The sequence below is a fragment of the Streptomyces sp. NPDC104313 genome (assembly GCF_055583985.1).
The window spans coordinates 385,338-403,552 of record NZ_JBVJMW010000002.1 but is presented as its reverse complement, the minus strand read 5'-3'; the positions used below and the strand labels follow the sequence as shown (position 1 = coordinate 403,552).

The following is an 18,215-nucleotide window of genomic DNA, read 5'->3' as shown; positions in this document are numbered from 1 at the left end:
CGGAAAGAAGTTGCACGAGACGTCTCGTCTCGTCTACGGTGGGCGGCATGACGGAATCCCCGCGTGCCCACATCGCCATGTTCTCCATCGCCGCCCACGGACATGTGAACCCGAGCCTCGACGTCATCCGCGAACTCGTCGACCGTGGGTACCGCGTCAGCTACGCCATCCCGGCCTCCTTCGCCGACAAGGTCGCCGCCACCGGCGCCCGGCCGGTGATCTACACCTCGACCCTGCCGACCGACGACGACCCCGATGCCTGGGGCACCGAGCTGATCGACAACATCGAGCCCTTCCTCGCCGACGCGCTCCAGGCGTTCCCTCAGCTCGTCGAGGCCTTCGCGGGCGACGAGCCCGACCTCGTCCTGCACGACATCACCTCCTATCCCGCCCGGGTCCTCGCCCACCGCTGGGGTGTCCCCGCCGTCTCCCTCTGGCCCAACCTGGTCCCCTGGGACGGGTACGAGGAGGAGATCGGTGAGCCGATGGCCGCCGAGCTGAAGCAGACCGAGCGCGGCAGGGCGTACTACGCGCGCTTCGACGGCTGGCTCGCCGAGAACGGCCTCGGCGATGTCTCCAGCGACGACTTCGTGTCCCGCCCGCGCCTCGGCCTCGTTCTGATCCCCGAGGCGCTCCAGCCGAACGCGGACCGGGTCAACCGCGAGATGTACACCTTCGTCGGGGCCTGTCAGGGCGACCGCGCCGACCAGGGGGAGTGGACCCGGCCAAAGGGGGCGGAGAAGGTGCTGCTGGTGTCGCTGGGTTCCTCGTTCACCAAGCAGCCCGCCTTCTACCGGGAGTGCGTCGAGGCCTTCGGCGGGCTGCCCGGCTGGCATGTGGTGCTCCAGATCGGCGCGCACGTCGACCCCGCCGAACTCGGAGACGTACCGGGCAACGTGGAGGTGCGCACCTGGGTGCCGCAGCTGGCCGTTCTCAAGCAGGCCGACGCCTTCATCACCCACGCCGGCGCGGGCGGGAGCCAGGAGGGGCTCGCCACCGGCACCCCGATGGTCGCCGTCCCCCAGGCCGTCGACCAGTTCGGCAACGCGGACATGCTCCAGTCGCTGGGCGTGGCCCGGCACCTCCCGATGGAGGAGGCCGGCGCCGCGAGCCTGCGCGAGGCCGTGCTCGCTCTGGTGGACGACCCCGAAGTGGCCGCCCGGTGCGAGCGGCTGAGCGAGCAGATGGCACGGGAGGGCGGCACCCCGCGGGCCGCCGACCTCATCGAGGCCGAACTGCCGCGCTGAGCGAAATCGCCTGACTGCCATCCGGACGTTCTCCGCCCCGCCCCGTGTGCCGCGCCCAGCGGCTTCCCGGTGCGGGGCGTCCGTGTTCCGGCTCCGTGAAGCTCCTGTCGCGCCGGGTCCGGTCGACGCATCTGCACGCACGCCCTCGCGATTTCACACCAGGGGCCGGGTGTTCACCTCTCGCGCGCGCACCTCCACGGGCCTCCACGGGTCTTCACCTGTGGTCACTCCCGCCTCACCGGCCCCGGGGGTGCCCGGGCGGCGGCCCGACGGGCGGTGTCCGGTCCTTCAAATACGGCTCTGAGCAGGCGATATGTGAGGGAGCGTGCTCTCGAGGGACAGCGCCCTACCGGTCGATCCGATCGATCCGGGCGGGCCGGACATCGGCCGGCTCTCCGCGGGTGTTGTGACCGGCCAGGGCCGATTTCTCATGACGAAACCGTGTTGGTCACGTCGCACCCTCATGAAGGCCTTGATCTGCGCTCGTCAATCGGTCAGGGTTTCGAGCCAGCCCCCGGAGATCTTCCGGCCGAGGGCCAATCCCCCCACAAAGAATGACGAGGAGCTCCCTCTTCATGGCCAAGCACCAGCGCACCCGTCGCATCAAGCTGACCGCCGCGATCACCGCCGTGGCGGCCGCCGCCGGAGTCACCCTTCTCGGAACCTCGTTCGCCGGAGCCGCGCCGGCTCCCCTGGGCACGGTCTACGGAGCGGACGCCGCGACCGCGGTGTCCGGCAGCTACATCGTGATGCTGGACGAGAAGAAGGCCGACAAGTCCGAGCTCGCGAAGGAGTACGGCGGCAAGCTCAAGCGCACCTACTCCTCCAGCATCAACGGCTTCTCCGCCAGCGGCCTTTCGGAGACCGAGGCGGGGCGCCTCGCCGCCGACCCGGCCGTCGCCAAGGTGGTGCAGAACAAGAAGTTCAGCATCGACGCCACCCAGGACAACCCGCCGTCGTGGGGTCTGGACCGGATCGACCAGACCGGGACCGCGGGCGACAACGCCTACACCTACCCGGACGCCGGCGGCGAGGGCGTCACCGCGTACGTCATCGACACCGGTGTCCGCGTCACCCACGAGGACTTCGAGGCCCGGGCCACCTCCGGTTTCGACGCCGTCGACAACGACGACGACGCCGACGACGGCAACGGGCACGGCACCCACGTGGCGGGTACCATAGCCGGGGCCGCGCACGGCGTCGCCAAGAAGGCGAACATCGTGGCCGTCCGCGTCCTGGACGACAACGGCTCGGGCACCACCGAGCAGGTCATCGCCGGGATCGACTGGGTCGCCGGCCACGCCAAGGGCCCGTCCGTCGCCAACATGAGCCTCGGCGGCGGCGCCGACCCGGCCCTCGACGAGGCCGTCCAGCAGGCCATCGCCGCGGGCATCACCTTCGGTGTGGCCGCCGGCAACGAGTCCAGCGACGCCGGGCAGGGCTCGCCCTCCCGCGTCCCGGAGGCCATCACCGTCGCCTCGTCCACGGAGGCCGACGAGCAGTCCTCGTTCTCCAACTACGGTCCGATCGTTGACATCTACGCCCCGGGTTCGGACATCACGTCCGCCTGGAACGACAGCGACACCGGCACCAACACCATCTCCGGTACCTCCATGGCCACCCCGCACGTCGTCGGTGCGGCCGCCGTCCATCTGGCCGGCAACCAGGACGCGACCCCGGAGGCCGTCGCCGCGGCGCTCACCGAGGGAGCCACCCCGGACGCCATCAGCAACGCCACCGAGGGCACGGCCAACAAGCTCCTCAAGGTCATCGAGTAGTACCCCGGTTCCGACCGGCCGCCGGGCGGTGGTGGTCATGCCTCCGCCGTCCGGCCCCGCGCACAGCAGCCGCCGCGCTCTCCCCCACGGGGCGCGGCGGCTGTGCCGTCTCCCGGCCGGATCCGAGGATCGGCCGGGACGCCGAGCTCCGCTCCCGATCCGGCCGATCCGCCCGATTCGCGCGTGAGGGCCTAGGGTGGGTGGCCATGACGACGACGTACGCGGCGCTGCTGCGGGGGATCAACGTGAGCGGCAGCAAGAGAGTCCCGATGCCCGAACTGCGTACGGTGCTCACCGAGCTGGGACACACCGGCATCGCCACCTATCTGCAGAGCGGCAACGCCGTCTTCCGGAGCGAGGGTGACGACGAGGACGCGCTGGCCGCCGCCCTGGAACAGGCCCTGCGCCGACGGTTCGGGTTCGCCGTCGACTGTCTCGTCCGTGACGCCGGCTATCTCGCCGCCGTCACCGCGGCCTGCCCCTTCCCCGCCGCCGAGCTGGAGGGCAAGCAGCTCCACGTCACCTTCTTCGACCGGCCCGTCGACGCGGACCGCTTCGCGGGCCTGGAAGCGGGGGACTTCCTGCCGGAGGAGTTCCGGCTCGGCGACCGCTGCCTGTACCTGTACGCCCCCGACGGGCTCGGCCGCTCCAAGCTGGCCGTCGCGCTGGGACGCCCCCGCCACGTCAAGGACCTCACCGCCACCAGCCGCAACTGGAACACCGTGGCGAAACTCGTGGAGATGACCCGTGGCTGAGCCGTCGCCCGCCGTGGCCGCGGCCATCGAGGGCGAGCTGCGCCTGCTGGACCCGGTGGTACGGGCCTCCGCCGAGCTCCTCGCCTCGCTGCTGCACCCCGAGTTCCGGGAGATCGGTACCAGCGGCCGACTCTGGACCCGGGAGGCGATCATCGCCTCGCTCACCGCGGACGCCGCCCCGCGCCCCGCCCCGCTCACCGCCTCCCGGATGCGAGGGGCGCGGCTCGGCGCCGACCTGGTGCACCTCACCTTCGACACGGAGTCCAAGGGGCTCCGCTCGCACCGCAGCTCCCTGTGGCGGCTGACCCCGAAGGGCTGGCGGCTCTACTTCCACCAGGGGACCCCGTTCGACGACGATCCCCCCGACGACCCCTTCGCCGGCCCTCTCTCCGAGACCTGAGCCTTCCGGGGAGGCCGGACACACCGGTGCGCCGCCGAGCCGGGTGCCGTCGCTCCGCCCGAGCACCGAAGCGGCGGCGGTCTCGCGGCGACGGGCCCGACCTCGTCCCCGTGGACGCGAGCCGGGGCCGCCGGCTCCGTGTGGGTCCGGGCCTGCCCCGTGCGGTCGTTGGCCGCGCGGGGCAGGTTCAGGGCGTCGTCCGGAGGGGCCGAGGCTTCCTCGAACCGGCCGGCCCCTCCGGTCACGCCTCACGCCTCCCGGGGCGGTCGACGCGTACGCCCGCCGAATCACCCCCGGGCCGGGGCGCCGACGCCGGGATCCGGCGGTCCGGGGGCCGGGCGCCCGGCCTCGGCAGACGCAGGTTAGCCTTGCCTTTGCTTGGCTGGCGATGGGTGGCCCGAAGTCGCCACCTCCGCTGTCCGTGACACGCTGAGGAGCAGATGAAATGGGGGCTGATACCGCCGGGCGCGGCGTCCTGCGCCGAGCCGTCGCGGGCCAGCGACGGGACGTCACCGTCGGATCGCTCCTGGGCGCCTGCCACCAGATCGGCGAGGCGCTCGTCCCCGTACTCATCGGACTGATCGTCGACCGCGCTGTGGTCCGCCCCGACGGCGGTGCGCTGACGGTCTGGCTGGTGGTCCTCGCCATCGTCTACACCCTGCTCTCCCTCGGCTTCCGCTTCGGCGCCCGCGCCGGGGAACGCGCCGCCGAGCAGGCCGCCCACCACCTGCGCCTCGACGTCCTGCGCCGGGTCCTCGACCCGCACGGCGGGGCGGAGACGGGCCGTCCGCCCGGCGCGCTGGTGAACGTGGCCACCGAGGACGCCCGCCGGGTGGGGGCCGTCAACATGGCACTGACCCTCGGCATCGCCGCCGTCGTCGGCGTCGTCGCGGGAGCGGTGCTCCTGCTCCGCGCCTCCCTGCCCCTCGGGCTCCTCGTCCTGATCGGCGCCCCCGTCCTGATGGCACTCGGCCACTTCCTGGCCCGCCCCCTGGAGCACCGCAGCGAAGCCGAACAGGAACAGGCCGCGCACGCCTCCGGGGTGGCGGCCGACCTGGTCGCCGGGGTCCGGGTGCTCAAGGGCCTGCGGGCCGAACGCGCCGCCGTCGACCGCTACCGCGCCACCAGCCAGGCCTCCCGCGAGGCCAATGTGCGGGCCGCCCGCGCCGCCGCCCTCCAGACCGGCCTGATGCTCACCCTGACCGGCTCGTTCATCGCGCTCGTCGCCCTCGTCGGCGGCCGCCTGGTCCTCAGCGGCTCCATCGGCCTCGGCGCCCTCGTCTCCGCCGTCGGCCTCGCCCTCTTCCTCCCCGGCCCGATCGGCGCCCTGGCCTGGGTCGGCGCCGAGCTGGCCAAGGGACGCGCCTCCGCCGCCCGGATCGCCGACGTGCTGGCCGCCCTGGGCGAGACCACCGGCGGCACCGGCGAACCGGCCGCCCCCGCCCCCGGCGAACTGCGCCTCAACGGACTCGGCCACGCCGGACTCGACGCCCTCGACCTGACCGTCCGCCCCGGCGAACACATCGGCATCGTCGTCACCGACCCGGCCGACGCCCAGGCCCTGCTGCACTGCCTGGCCCGCCGCTGCGACCCGGTCCGGGGGAGCGTCGAACTCGACGGCGTACCCCTCACCGAACTGGCCCCCGCCGCCCTGCGCTCCGCGCTGCTCGTCGCCGAGCACGACGCCCAGCTCTTCGACGGCACCCTCCTGGAGAACGTCACCGCCGCCGCCCCCGCCGGGGCCGACCCGCGCCCCGCGATGGACGCCGCCGCCGTCGACGAGGTGGCCTCCGCCCTGTCCGGCGGCACCAACGGCCGGATCGGCGAGCGCGGCAGCTCGCTCTCCGGCGGCCAGCGCCAGCGCGTCGCCCTGGCCCGAGCCCTCGCCGCCGACCGCGGCGTCCTCGTCGTCCACGACCCGACCACCGCCGTCGACGCCGCGACCGAGGCCCGGATCGCCGCCGGAATCCGGCGCGCCCGCACCGGCCGCACCACCGTCCTGGTCACCAGCAGCCCCGCCCTGCTCGCCGAGACCGACCGGGTCGTCCTCGTCGACGGCGGCACGATCACCGCCGAGGCCCCGCACGAGGACCTCGTACGCGACCATCCCGTCTACCGCACGGCGGTGCTCACATGACCACTCCCACGCCCACGGCCGACGAGGCCGCCGAACTGCTCCCCATCGCCACCCCCGCCCGCACCCGGGCCGCCCTGCGCGCGCTGATCCGCCCCGACCGGGGCCTCGCCCTGACCGGTATCGGCGTCCTGGTCGCGGCCACCGCCGTCGGCCTCCTCGTCCAGCCGCTGCTGGGCCGGATCGTCGACATCGTCGCCGACGGCCGCCCCGCCGGGGACCTGACCCTCCCGGTCGTCCTGCTCGTCGCGGTCGCCGCCGTCCAGGGCGTCACCACGACGATCGGGCTGACCCGCGTCGCCCGGCTCGGCGAGACCGTACTGGCCCGGCTGCGCGAGCAGTTCGTCGAACGCGCCCTGGACCTCCCCGCCGACCGGCTGGAACGCGCCGGGGCCGGGGACCTCACCGCCCGCGTCACCGGCGACGTCGCCCGGGTCGCCGAGGCCGTCCGCTCCGCGCTGCCCGAGATGGCCCGCTCCGTCCTCGCGATCCTGCTCACCCTGATCGCCCTGGCCCTCCTGGACGTACGGTTCCTGCTCGCCGCACTCCTCGCCGTCCCCGTCCAACTGCTCACCGCCCGCTGGTACGTACGCCGGGCCCTCACCCTCTACGCCGACCAGCGGGTCGCCAACGGGGCACAACAGCAACAGCTCCTGGAGACCATCGGCGGGGCCGTGACCGTACGCGGCCACCGGCTGGAGCGGCAGCACACCGAGCGCGGCGCCGAACGCTCGCGCAAGGCCGTCGAACTGACCATGCGCAGCGTCAACCTGGTGCTGGGCTTCTACGGACGGCTGCACATCGCCGAGTACATCGGCCTGGCCGCCGTCCTCGTCGCCGGATTCCTCCTGGTCGGCGACGGCGCGGTGTCGATCGGCACGGCGACGGCCGCCGCCCTCTACTTCCACAGCCTCTTCGGGCCGGTCAACGCGGCCCTGGTGCTGCTCGACGACGCCCAGTCGGCGGCGGCCGGACTGGCCCGACTGGTCGGGGTGACCGACCTCGCGGAGCAGCCGGAGCCGGTGGCCGGGAAGGCGGCTCCCGCCCCCGTACCGCCCCAGCGCACCGCGTCCGACGCCGCCGCCGTCACCGTGGACGCCGTCAGCCACGCCTACGGACCCGGCCGCCCCGTGCTGCACGAGGTCTCCCTCACCCTGCGGCCCGGCGAACACGTCGCGCTCGTCGGGACCAGCGGGGCCGGGAAGTCGACCCTCGCCCGGATCGTCGCGGGCGTCCAGCAGCCCACCACCGGCACGGCCACCGCACCGGCCGGCGCCGGAGAACCGTCGGTCGTCCTGGTCACCCAGGAGGTCCATGTGTTCACCGGCGCCCTCGCCGAGGACCTCCGGCTCGCCCGCCCCGACGCCACCGACGCCGACCTGCGCCGAGCCCTGTCCACGGTGCACGCCTTGGACTGGGCCGAAGCGCTCCCGGACGGGCTCGACACCGTCGTCGGCGGAGGCGGCCACCGCCTCGACCCGGCCCGCGCCCAGCAACTGGCCCTCGCCCGGCTCGTCCTGGCCGATCCCGCCCTCGCCGTGCTCGACGAGGCGACCGCCGAGGCGGGCAGCGCGGGCGCCCGGGTCCTGGAACGCTCCGCCGAGGCCGCCCTGTCCGGCCGCACCGCCCTGATCGTCGCCCACCGCCTCACCCAGGCCGTCGCCGCCGACCGGGTCGTCGTCCTGGAGGCCGGCCGCGTCGTCGAGAGCGGCCCCCACGACGAACTGCGCGACGCGGACGGCCCGTACGCCGCCCTGTGGAGTGCCTGGTCCGGCAGCCGCACCGCACCGCACCCCTGAACCCCACGGTACTTCCCGCCACCTCCCGGGCCCCGAGGAACCGGGCAGGATCCTCGCCTGACGGCTGCCGTACCTCTTCGTCGTACGGCAGCCCGCCCGAGCGGCCCTGCCTCAGATGCCCGCCGAAGCCATCTCGATGATGGAGCGGTAGTAGGCCGCGGTGGAGACCACGCAGGCGCGGTAGGTGCGGTTGTCCTTCACCACGAGGAAGTAGTCGCGCAGGTTCTTCCAGTACTGGACGAGATAGCCGAGGCCCGGGACGAAGCCCGGCGGCCGGGGCACGAGCGCGAACGCCTCGGAACACCGCAGGATGCGCTCGGTGGCCTGCGAGAGTACGTCGGCGACCTCGGCGTTCATGTTCCAGCCGGCGGCCAGCTGGGGCGTCCAGATGACGCCCGCGATCTCCCGCAGGCGTTCCTGCTCCTCGGGCGTCGGTTCGGCGAGGACCCGGAGCGGGGCCGAGGCCGGTGCTTCGGCGGGCCCGTTGCCGACGGCCAGGGCCGGTGCGGCCGCGCCGGCGGTCAGAAGCGCTCCGGACAGCACGATCGCCATCGCCGGTAACGCCGCGGATCTGCGTCTTCTCATCATCATTGCCTCCCGGTGGCCCGCTGTGCCGGCGGGCCCGCGCACGGTCGCTCCGTGCGGAGCGACGCTGACACGCGGTCCGGCGTCCGTCAACGGCGCCTGTTCGGCAGGGCGTTTCTAGGCCGACAGCGAGGCCCGCTCCGTCACCCGCGAATCGTCGTAGCGGGTCAGCAGCAGCCGCGCCAACTCCGGTGCGGGGCCCAGTACATCGGCCAGCACGTCCGCCCCGGCCGCCTCGGCGCCCGCCGCGATGCGGTCGGGGAGCCGGCCGGGCGCGATGACGTACGGGGCCACCGCCACCCGGTGTACACCGGCGGCGCGCAGGGCCCGTACAGCGTCCTCGGTGCGGGGGATACCACCGGGATGAACAGCGGAGGCGAACGCAGGCCGCACGGCGCACCAACCGGTGTGCCGCAGCTCCCGCGCGATTTCAGCGATCACTGCGATCGCCTCCGGGTCTCTGGATCCCGCCGAGGCCAGGACGAGCCCGGTCCGGGGGATGTCGCCGGGACGGATCCCGGCCTCTCGCAGTCGTCGCCCCAGCGTGGCATTGAGCAGCGGGGACGGGCCGAGCACGTCGGCCTGCCGGATGCTCAGCCGAGGCAGCCGGGCGCGGGCCTCGCGCAGGACCGTGGGGATGTCGGTCTTGGCGTGGAACGCCCGGGTGAGCAGCAGGGGCAGGGCGACGACCTCGCCCGCCCCTTCCGCCGCCAGGCGCTCCAGCACCCTGGGCACGGAAGGGGCGTTGAACTCCAGGTAGGCGGTCTCCACGCGCAACCCCGGCCGCTCGGCCCGGACCCGTTCGGTGAGCGCGTGCACGGTCGCGGCGTGCCGCGGGTCGCGGCTGCCGTGGGCGATGACGAGGAGAGTGGGGTGCGTCATGGGAGAGCTCAGTTCTTGACGAGGAGGCCGCGGCTGCGCAGCACCCACCGCTCCAGCGGACTGAAGATGAGCAGTTCGATCGCGATGCCGACGAACAGGATGAGCAGGATCGAGAGGAAGATCCCGGGCATGTCGAAGTTGCTGCGACCGTTCTCCAGCAACTGACCGAGTCCCAGGCCTAGTTCCGGGGAGGAGGCGATGATCTCGGCGGCCATCAGTGAGCGCCAGGAGAACGCCCAGCCCTGCTTGAGGCCCGCCAGATAGCCGGGCAGCGCCGCCGGAAGCACGATGTGCCAGGTCCCGCGCAGCCCGGTCGCGCCCAGCGTGCGGCCCGCCCGGAGGAACAGCGGCGGCACCTGGTCGACGCCGGAGACCAGCCCGTTGGCGATCGAGGGCACCGCGCCCAGCAGGATCACCGCGAACATCATCTGGTCGTTCAGCCCGAGCCAGATCACCGCCGGGGCCACCCACGCCACCGAGGGCAGCGACTGGAGGCCGGACAGGATCGGGCCGATCGCGGCCCGGATCAGCTTCACCCGGGCGACCAGCAGCCCCAGCGGCGTACCGATGGCGACCGCGAGCAGGAAGCCGAGCAGACCGCGCGAGACGCTGGTCCAGACGACCTCCAGCAGGGTGCCCGCCAGCCACATCTCCCGTGCGCTGTCCCACACGGCGGACGGCGGCGGCAGCTTGTAGACCTCCGTGACCTGGGCGCGGACCAGCAGCTCCCAGATCACCAGGACGAGCGCCACCGCCACGACCGGCGGCAGCACCTTGCGCAGCAGGACCTCGCGCACCGGGGTGCGGTCGATCTGTACGGCGTCCAGGGCGTCCAGACCGGCCTCCAGGCCCGCCAGATCGTCGGGTTTCGCCCCGTCCGGTCCGGCCGTCCCGTCCGGCCGTCTCCGACTCGGCGTGATGTCAGTGCTGGCCATGTCGGCGGATCTCCCCACGCAGTTCTTCGGTGATCTCGACGGACAACTCCGCCACGGCGGTGTCCTCGATACGGCGCGGCTGCTCGATGTCGACCGTCCACTCCCGGGCGATCCGGCCCGGCCGGGACGAGAGCAGCACGACGCGCTGCGCCAGCCGTACGGCCTCGCGTACGTTGTGCGTGACGAAGAGGACCGAGGCGTTCGTCTCCCGCCAGATCCGGGTCAGCTCGTCGTGCAGCACATCACGGGTGATGGCGTCGAGCGCCGCGAACGGCTCGTCCATCAGCAGCAGTTGACTGTCCTGGGCGAGCGCGCGGGCCATCGCGACGCGCTGCCGCATACCACCGGACAGCTCGTGCACCCGCTTGCCGTACGCTCCGCCGAGCCGGACGAGTTCGAGCAGCCGCTCCGCCTCGGTGCGGCGCTCGGACTTCGGCACCCCGCGCAGCCGCAGGGCCAGTTCGACGTTCTTGCCCGCGGTGAGCCAGGGGAAGAGGGCGTGTTCCTGGAACATCAGGGCCGGCCGCCCGCCGGGGGTCTCGATGGACCCCTTCGACGGGCGGTCGAGTCCGGCCACCAGATTGAGCAGCGTCGACTTTCCGCACCCGGAGGCTCCCAGGAGGGTGACGAACTCGCCCGGAGCGACATCGAGCGTGATGTCGTCCAGGACGAGCTGCTGACCGGTGGGTCCGGCGAAGGACTTCGAGACGTGCGCGAGACGGGCGGCGTGCCCGACCGTCGTACGGTCCTCGGCCTTGGTGAGGGTGGTGGTCGCCATGGTCGTCACCTCCTGGGGATCCTTACGTCCTGGTACGGATGGGCGGGGCTACTTGACGCCGAGACCGGCGTCGGCGACCCCGGGCCTGCCCTCGGCCTTGAGGATCTTGTTCAGCGGGCCCAGGTCGTAGATGCCCTGAAGGTTCGGCTCCTTGAGCAGACCGGACTTCACCGAGTATCCGGCCTGTGTCTTGAGTGTGTCGGCCAGCGGGTCGTCGGTGATCTCGATGGACTCCCACGCCGGGTCGAGGATCTCCTTGGGCAGCGCCTTGCCGCTCAAGGTCTCCAGCGCCTTGTTGGCGGAAGCCTTGGCCTCCTCCGGGTTGGCGTTGATCCACTTGTTGGTGGCCACCGAACCCTTCAGCACCGCCTCGACCACGTCCGGATGCTCGTCGAGGAACTTCTGCGACACGATGATGTTCGTGATCACGAACTTCTTGTCCGGCCACAGGTCCTTCTCGTCGAGGAGCACCTTCGCGCCCTCGGACACCAGCTTGGACGCGGTCGGCTCGGGCACCCAGGCGCCGTCCAGATCACCGGATTTGTAGGCGTCGGGCGTCACCTTGTTGTCCGAGCGGACGACGGAGACGTCGCCCTTGCCGCTCTGGGCGTCGACCTTCCAGCCCTTCTCGGAGATCCAGTTGAGGAAGGCCACGTCCTGGGTGTTGCCGAGCTGCGGGGTGGCGATCCTCTTGCCCTTGAGGTCGTCCAGGGTCTTGATCCTGTCCGGGTTGACGACCAGCCTCACCCCGCCGGAGGCCGAACCGGAGATGATCCGCAGCCCCTTGCCCTGGGACTTGCTGAAGCCGTTGATGGAGGGGGAGGGGCCGATGAAGCCGATGTCGATGGAACCGGCGTTCAGCGCCTCGATCTCGGAGGGGCCCGCGTTGAAGGTCGTGGACTCGACCTTGGTGCCGCCCAGTTGCTTCTGGATGGTGCCTTCCTGGATACCGACCAGGGCGGTGGCGTGCGTGAGGTTCGGGAAGTAGCCGATCTTCACGGTGTCCGTGGAGAGCTTCTTCCCTCCGGCGGAGACGTTCGCCTTCTTGGCGTCGTCGTCCTTGGCCTCGGAGCCGTAGCCGCAGGCGGTGGCCGCCAGGGTGAGCAGCGGCAGCGCCGCGACGGCGGCGATGGAGCGGCGAACGGTGGAACGGGGGGCAGGCACGGGAGGCTTTCCTCTCGTTGGCCCGGCGCTCACGTCCCGCTGTCTGGTCAGGGGGGCGCGGCCGGGAGGTCGGCAGATCTTCGGCGGTGCGGACGGTGCGGGTGGTGCGGGTGGTACGGGAGGGCGCGCGAGCAGTGCGCGTACGTCATCACGCACATCGCCCGACCCCACCCTGACCGCTGCCGAGGGCGCCGCTGCCCACCCTGCCGCCCTCCTTCGCGAAGGTGGAGAAGAAGTCGGTGGCCATCAGAAGTCCCACGCGGCGTCGGCGTCGGCGGCCGGGGCGGTGGCTTCGGCGACCGCGGCGAACGAGGCGCCCGCCATGCCGGCGCTCAGCGTCGTACCGTCCGCCGGGTCTATCAGGAGGAAGGAGCCGGTGCGCCGGGAGTCCGCGTAGGCGTCGAGCGCCAGCGGCTCGGCGGTGCGCACGAGGACCCGGCCGATGTCGTTGGCGACCAACTGTCCGGGGTCCGGGTGCTGGGAGAGGTCGTCCAGGGTGAGCCGCGACGGGATGTCCTTGACGATCGCCTTGACCGTACGGGTGGTGTGCTTGATCAGCACCCGCTGGCCCACCGAGAGCGGTTGGTCGGCGACATGGCAGACGGTCGCCTCGACGTCCTGCGTGACGGCGGGGGAATCGTCGACAGGGGCGATCAGGTCACCGCGCGAGATGTCGATGTCGTCGGCCAGCCGGAGCGTCACCGACTGCGGGGCCCAGGCGATGTCGACGCTCTCCCCGAGCGCGTCGATGCCCGTGATCGTCGTGGTGCGCCCCGAGGGGAGCACGGAGACGGACTCGCCGACCCGGAACACCCCGGCCGCGATCTGACCGGCGTAGCCCCGGTAGTCGGGGTGCTCGGCGCTCTGCGGACGGATCACGTACTGCACGGGGAAGCGCGCGTGGCAGGCGGTGAGGTCATGGCTGACCGGCACCGTCTCCAGGTGCTCCAGGACGGTCGGCCCGCCGTACCAGTCCATGTGCGCGGACGGCTCCACCACGTTGTCCCCGGCCAGCGCCGAGATCGGGATCGCGGTGATCTCCGGGACGCCGAGCGACGCGGCGTACGCGGTGAACTCCTGGGCTATCGCGGCGAACACGGGTTCCGCGTAGTCGACCAGGTCCATCTTGTTGACCGCCAGCACCACGTGCGGGACGCGCAGCAGGGCGGCGACGGCGGCGTGCCGGCGGGTCTGCTCGACGACCCCGTTGCGGGCGTCGACCAGGACCACGGCCAGCTCGGCGGTGGAGGCGCCGGTCACCATGTTGCGGGTGTACTGCACATGGCCCGGGGTATCCGCGAGGATGAACCGGCGGCGTGCGGTGGCGAAGTAGCGGTAGGCGACGTCGATGGTGATGCCCTGCTCGCGCTCGGCCCGCAGCCCGTCGGTCAGCAGCGCCAGGTCCGGCGCTTCCTGGCCGCGGTTCAGCGAGGCCTGCTCGACGGCCTCCAGTTGGTCGGTGAGGATCGACTTGGAGTCGTGCAACAGGCGTCCCACGAGGGTGGACTTGCCGTCGTCGACCGACCCGGCGGTGGCGAACCGCAGCAGGGTGGTGGCCGACAGCTGCTCAGCTGTGGTGGTCATGGTTAGAAGTACCCCTCGCGCTTGCGGTCTTCCATCGCGGCCTCGGACATCTTGTCGTCGGCGCGGGTCGCGCCCCGCTCGGTGAGCCGGGAGGCGGCGATCTCGGTGATCACGGCGTCCAGTGTGGTGGCGTCGGAGTCGACGGCCCCGGTGCAGGACATGTCGCCGACCGTGCGGTAGCGCACCAGACGGGTCTCGGCCCACTCGTGCTCCTTGGGCCCGCCCCAGTGCCCGGCGGTCAGCCACATGCCGTCGCGGTTGAAGACCTCACGCTCGTGGGCGAAGTAGATCTCCGGAAGCTCGATCCCCTCGCGCTCGATGTACTGCCAGACGTCCAGCTCGGTCCAGTTGGAGATCGGGAAGACCCGCACATGCTCGCCCGGGGCGTGCCGGCCGTTGTACAGCTGCCACAGTTCGGGGCGCTGACGCCGCGGGTCCCACTGGGAGAACTCGTCGCGCAGCGAGAAGACCCGCTCCTTGGCGCGTGCCTTCTCCTCGTCGCGCCGCCCGCCGCCGAACACCGCGTCGAAGCGGTGCCGCTGGATCGCCTCGGTGAGCGGGACCGTCTGGAGGGGGTTGCGGGTGCCGTCGGGGCGCTCGCGGAGCTTCCCGGCGTCGATGTACTCCTGCACGGAGGCGACGTGCAACCGCAGCCCGTACTTCTTCACCGTGCGGTCGCGGTACTCCAGGACCTCGGGGAAATTGTGCCCGGTGTCCACGTGCAGCAACGTGAACGGCACCGGCGCGGGCGCGAACGCCTTGAGCGCCAGGTGCAGCATCACGATGGAGTCCTTGCCGCCGGAGAACAGGATCACCGGCCGCTCGAACTCACCCGCCACCTCACGGAAGATGTGGACCGCCTCCGACTCCAGGGAGTCCAGGTGGCTGAGCGTGTACGGGTTGACGTTGCCTTCCGGCACGGTGGCGACGGTGCTCACGCCAGGCCCCTCTCGGTGAGCAGCGCGTGGAGCGCCGCTGCGGACTCCTGCACGGTCTGCTGGTGCGACTCGATCCGCAGGTCGGGCGATTCGGGGGCCTCGTAGGGGTCGTCGACCCCGGTGAGACCGCTGATCTCGCCGGCCGCCTGCTTGGCGTACAGCCCCTTCACATCGCGCAGGGAGCACACCTCGACGGGCGTCGCGACGTGCACCTCCAGATAGGCGGTGGACTCGGCGGCGTGCCGCTTGCGGACGGCCTCGCGGCTGTCGGCGAACGGGGCGATGACGGGGACCAGCACCTTCACGCCGTTGGCGGCGAGCAGTTCGGCGACGAAGCCGATCCGGGCCACGTTGGTGTGCCGGTCCTCGCGGGAGAAGCCGAGGCCCGCGGAGAGGAACTCGCGGATCTCGTCGCCGTCGAGCACCTCCACCCGGTGTCCCTCGGTCCGCAGCCGGCCCGCCAGCTCGTACGCGAGGGTGGTCTTGCCCGCGCTCGGCAGACCGGTCAGCCAGATCGTGGCCCCCGTCTCCGTCACGCTCATCGAACTCTCCTGATCGGTCGTCATCAGCCGTGCAGCCCGCATTCCGTCTTGCCGCGTCCGGCCCAGCGGCCGGCCCGGGCGTCCTCGCCCTCCAGCACCCGGCGGGTGCAGGGCGCGCAGCCGACGGAGGCGTAACCATCCATCAGTAGCGGGTTGGTGAGTACCCCGTGCTCCGCGACATACGCGTCCACGTCGTCCTGGGTCCAGCGGGCGATGGGGGAGACCTTCACCTTGCGGCGCTTGGCGTCCCAGCCGACGACCGGGGTGTTCGCCCGGGTCGGCGAATCATCGCGGCGCAGTCCCGTCGCCCACGCGGCGTACGCGGTCAGGCCCTCCTCCAGCGGCTTCACCTTGCGCAGCGCGCAGCACAGGTCGGGGTCGCGGTCGTGCAGCTTCTCGCCGTGCTCGGCGTCCTGTTCGGCGACCGTCCGCCGGGGAGTGATCGTGATGACGTTGACGTCCATCACCGCGTCCACCGCGTCCCGGGTCCCGATGGTCTCCGGGAAGTGGTAGCCGGTGTCCAGGAAGACCACGTCCACGCCCGGCAGCACCCGGGAGGCCAGGTGCGCGACCACGGCGTCCTCCATCGAGGAGGTGACGCAGAAGCGTGGTCCGAAAGTGTCGGTCGCCCACTTCAGGATGTCGGTCGCGGGGGCGTCCTCCAGCTCCCGTCCGGCTCGCTCGGCCAGCTCCCGAAGCTCCTTCTCGGTCAGCTCTCCGCTCAGCAGAGTGTCCGTCATATCCCGCCCCCTTCGCCGTTGTCGCGCTGAACGCCCCGGGTCAGCAGACCCAGGAACTTCAGCTGGAACGCACGGTTGCAGGAAGCACATTCCCAGGCGCCGTGACCGGTCTCGTTGGGGCGCAGGTCCTCGTCGCCGCAGTAGGGGCAGTAGAACGGGGCGGCTCGCTCGCTCATGACAGCGACTCCGCACCGGCGCGGGCCGCCCAGGTCGCGAAGCGCTCGCCGTCCTCGCGCTCCTCCTGGAAGCGGCCGAGCACCCGCTCGACGTAGTCGGGCAGTTCGGCCGAGGTGACCTTCAGGCCGCGGACCTTGCGGCCGAAGCCGGCCTCCAGGCCGAGCGCCCCGCCGAGGTGCACCTGGTAGCCCTCGACCTGGTTGCCGCTCTCGTCCAGCATCAGCTGGCCCTTGAGGCCGATGTCCGCGACCTGGATACGGGCGCAGGCGTTCGGGCAGCCGTTGATGTTGATGGTGATCGGGTGGTCGAACTCCGGTATGCGGCGCTCCAGTTCGTCGATGAGGGAGGCGCCGCGCGCCTTCGTCTCGACGATGGCCAGCTTGCAGAACTCGATGCCGGTGCAGGCCATCGTGCCGCGCCGGAACGGGGACGGGGTGACCTTGAGGTCGAGCGCCTCCAGCCCGGAGACCAGGGACTCCACCTGCTCCTCGGCCACGTCGAGCACGATCATCTTCTGCTCGGCGGTGGTCCGCACCCGGCCGGAGCCGTGCGCGTCGGCCAGCTCGGCGATCTTGGTGAGCGTGGAGCCGTCGACCCGGCCGACCCGCGCGGCGAAGCCGACGTAGAAGCGGCCGTCCTTCTGCCGGTGCACCCCGAGGTGGTCGCGCCAGGTCTGGGCGGGCTGCTCGGGCGCGGGCCCGTCGACCAGCTCACGCTTGAGGTACTCGTCCTGGAGGACCTGGCGGAACTTCTCCGGGCCCCAGTCCGCGACCAGGAACTTCAGCCGGGCGCGGGTGCGCAGCCGCCGGTAGCCGTAGTCGCGGAAGATTCCGATGACCCCGCCGTACACGTCGGGCACCTCCTCCAGCGGCACCCAGGCGCCGAGCCGCACCCCGAGCTTGGGGTTGGTGGAGAGGCCGCCGCCGACCCAGAGGTCGAAGCCGGGGCCGTGCTCCGGGTGGTTCACGCCGACGAACGCGATGTCGTTGATCTCGTGCGCCACGTCCAGCTGCGGGGAGCCGGAGACCGCCGACTTGAACTTGCGGGGAAGGTTGGAGAAGTCGGGGTTGCCGATGAACCGGCGCTGGATCTCGTCGATCGCGGGCGTGCCGTCGATGATCTCGTTCTCGGCGACGCCCGCGACGGGGGAGCCGAGGATCACGCGGGGCGTGTCACCGCAGGCCTCGGTGGTGGACAGGCCCACCTCTTCGAGCCGCCGCCAGATCTCCGGCACGTCCTCGATACGGATCCAGTGGTACTGCACGTTCTGCCGGTCGGTGAGGTCGGCGGTGCCGCGCGCGAACTCCTGCGAGATCTCCCCGATCACCCGCAGCTGCCCGGTGGTCAGCCGGCCGCCGTCGATGCGGACGCGCAGCATGAAGTACTTGTCGTCCAGCTCCTCCGGTTCCAGCACGGCCGTCTTGCCGCCGTCGATGCCGGGCTTGCGCTGGGTGTACAGCCCCCACCAGCGCATGCGTCCACGCAGGTCGTTCGGGTCGATGGAGTCGAAACCGCGCTGGGAGTAGATCGTCTCAATACGTGTCCGTACGTTGAGACCGTCGTCGTCCTTCTTGAACTGCTCGTTCCCGTTCAGGGGCGTGTGGTGGCCCACGGCCCACTGACCTTCACCACGGTGGCGTCCGGCCTTGCGGCGGGGCGTGGCGGTCGCAGGCTGTTCCGGGGTAGCGGCCATGACAATACGTCCTTCGGGACTGCGGGAGGGCGGCTCTGAGCGGCACACTCGCGCTGAGGCGCGGCAGTGCGCAGGGCGGTTCAG

The 18,215-nt window shown here is 71.9% G+C and carries 16 protein-coding genes and 1 pseudogene; 6 read left to right on the top strand and 11 right to left on the bottom strand.

Features of this window, described 5'->3' with window-relative positions; genetic code table 11:
* The first annotated feature begins 10 nt into the window (after positions 1-10).
* From mgt to ACZ60Q_RS05715, 6 genes and pseudogenes are all read left to right on the top strand, one after another.
* Positions 11-1,247 (top strand): annotated as a pseudogene (gene mgt / locus ACZ60Q_RS05740) (macrolide-inactivating glycosyltransferase).
* 575 nt (positions 1,248-1,822) lie between these two features.
* Positions 1,823-3,025, top strand: a complete 1,203-nt coding sequence (locus ACZ60Q_RS05735; protein ID WP_469628890.1) for a S8 family peptidase — start codon at positions 1,823-1,825, stop codon at positions 3,023-3,025.
* Positions 3,026-3,231: 206 nt separating this feature from the next.
* Positions 3,232-3,780, top strand: a complete 549-nt coding sequence (locus ACZ60Q_RS05730) for a DUF1697 domain-containing protein (RefSeq protein ID WP_469628887.1) — start codon at positions 3,232-3,234, stop codon at positions 3,778-3,780.
* Complete coding sequence (locus ACZ60Q_RS05725; RefSeq protein WP_469628885.1) at positions 3,773-4,180, top strand: nuclear transport factor 2 family protein; 408 nt, start codon at positions 3,773-3,775, stop codon at positions 4,178-4,180. The genes ACZ60Q_RS05730 and ACZ60Q_RS05725 overlap by 8 nt, the downstream gene beginning before the upstream one ends.
* 445 nt (positions 4,181-4,625) lie before the next feature.
* Positions 4,626-6,317: an ABC transporter ATP-binding protein gene (locus tag ACZ60Q_RS05720; RefSeq protein ID WP_469628882.1), complete on the top strand. Its 1,692-nt coding sequence runs from the start codon at positions 4,626-4,628 to the stop codon at positions 6,315-6,317.
* A complete protein-coding gene (locus ACZ60Q_RS05715) occupies positions 6,314-8,113 on the top strand; it encodes an ABC transporter ATP-binding protein (RefSeq protein WP_469628879.1) in 1,800 nt (599 codons plus the stop codon). The genes ACZ60Q_RS05720 and ACZ60Q_RS05715 overlap by 4 nt, the downstream gene beginning before the upstream one ends.
* A 111-nt stretch (positions 8,114-8,224) precedes the next feature.
* On the opposite strand, the gene ACZ60Q_RS05710 is transcribed toward ACZ60Q_RS05715, so the two are convergent.
* The 11 genes from ACZ60Q_RS05710 to ACZ60Q_RS05660 all read right to left on the bottom strand — a co-directional run bounded on the left by ACZ60Q_RS05710 (position 8,225) and on the right by ACZ60Q_RS05660 (position 18,131).
* Positions 8,225-8,701, bottom strand: a complete 477-nt coding sequence (locus tag ACZ60Q_RS05710) for a hypothetical protein (protein ID WP_469629529.1) — start codon at positions 8,699-8,701, stop codon at positions 8,225-8,227.
* Positions 8,702-8,815: 114 nt separating this feature from the next.
* On the bottom strand, positions 8,816-9,580 hold the full coding sequence (locus ACZ60Q_RS05705; RefSeq protein ID WP_469628876.1) for a sirohydrochlorin chelatase: 765 nt from the start codon (positions 9,578-9,580) through the stop codon (positions 8,816-8,818).
* 8 nt (positions 9,581-9,588) lie between these two features.
* Complete coding sequence (locus ACZ60Q_RS05700; protein ID WP_469628873.1) at positions 9,589-10,515, bottom strand: ABC transporter permease; 927 nt, start codon at positions 10,513-10,515, stop codon at positions 9,589-9,591.
* The gene (locus tag ACZ60Q_RS05695) at positions 10,502-11,293 is read right to left on the bottom strand and encodes an ABC transporter ATP-binding protein (protein WP_469628870.1); all 792 of its coding nucleotides are present in this window, start codon (positions 11,291-11,293) and stop codon (positions 10,502-10,504) included. The genes ACZ60Q_RS05700 and ACZ60Q_RS05695 overlap by 14 nt, the downstream gene beginning before the upstream one ends.
* 48 nt (positions 11,294-11,341) lie before the next feature.
* A complete protein-coding gene (locus tag ACZ60Q_RS05690; protein ID WP_469628867.1) occupies positions 11,342-12,457 on the bottom strand; it encodes an aliphatic sulfonate ABC transporter substrate-binding protein in 1,116 nt (371 codons plus the stop codon).
* Positions 12,458-12,703: 246 nt separating this feature from the next.
* Positions 12,704-14,041 carry a sulfate adenylyltransferase subunit 1 gene (locus ACZ60Q_RS05685; protein WP_469628864.1) on the bottom strand — a complete coding sequence of 446 codons (1,338 nt, stop codon included), beginning with the start codon at positions 14,039-14,041 and terminating at the stop codon, positions 12,704-12,706.
* Positions 14,042-14,043: 2 nt separating this feature from the next.
* Complete coding sequence (cysD, locus tag ACZ60Q_RS05680) at positions 14,044-14,979, bottom strand: sulfate adenylyltransferase subunit CysD (protein ID WP_469628861.1); 936 nt, start codon at positions 14,977-14,979, stop codon at positions 14,044-14,046.
* Positions 14,976-15,545 (bottom strand): adenylyl-sulfate kinase, encoded by a 570-nt coding sequence (cysC, locus tag ACZ60Q_RS05675; RefSeq protein WP_469628858.1) that lies wholly within the window; start codon positions 15,543-15,545, stop codon positions 14,976-14,978. The genes cysD and cysC overlap by 4 nt, the downstream gene beginning before the upstream one ends.
* Positions 15,545-16,261: a phosphoadenylyl-sulfate reductase gene (locus ACZ60Q_RS05670; protein ID WP_469628856.1), complete on the bottom strand. Its 717-nt coding sequence runs from the start codon at positions 16,259-16,261 to the stop codon at positions 15,545-15,547. The genes cysC and ACZ60Q_RS05670 overlap by 1 nt, the downstream gene beginning before the upstream one ends.
* The gene (locus ACZ60Q_RS05665; protein WP_469628853.1) at positions 16,258-16,437 is read right to left on the bottom strand and encodes a hypothetical protein; all 180 of its coding nucleotides are present in this window, start codon (positions 16,435-16,437) and stop codon (positions 16,258-16,260) included. Before ACZ60Q_RS05665 ends, ACZ60Q_RS05670 begins: the two co-directional genes overlap by 4 nt.
* A complete protein-coding gene (locus ACZ60Q_RS05660; RefSeq protein ID WP_469628850.1) occupies positions 16,434-18,131 on the bottom strand; it encodes a nitrite/sulfite reductase in 1,698 nt (565 codons plus the stop codon). The genes ACZ60Q_RS05665 and ACZ60Q_RS05660 overlap by 4 nt, the downstream gene beginning before the upstream one ends.
* Positions 18,132-18,215: the final 84 nt, after the last annotated feature.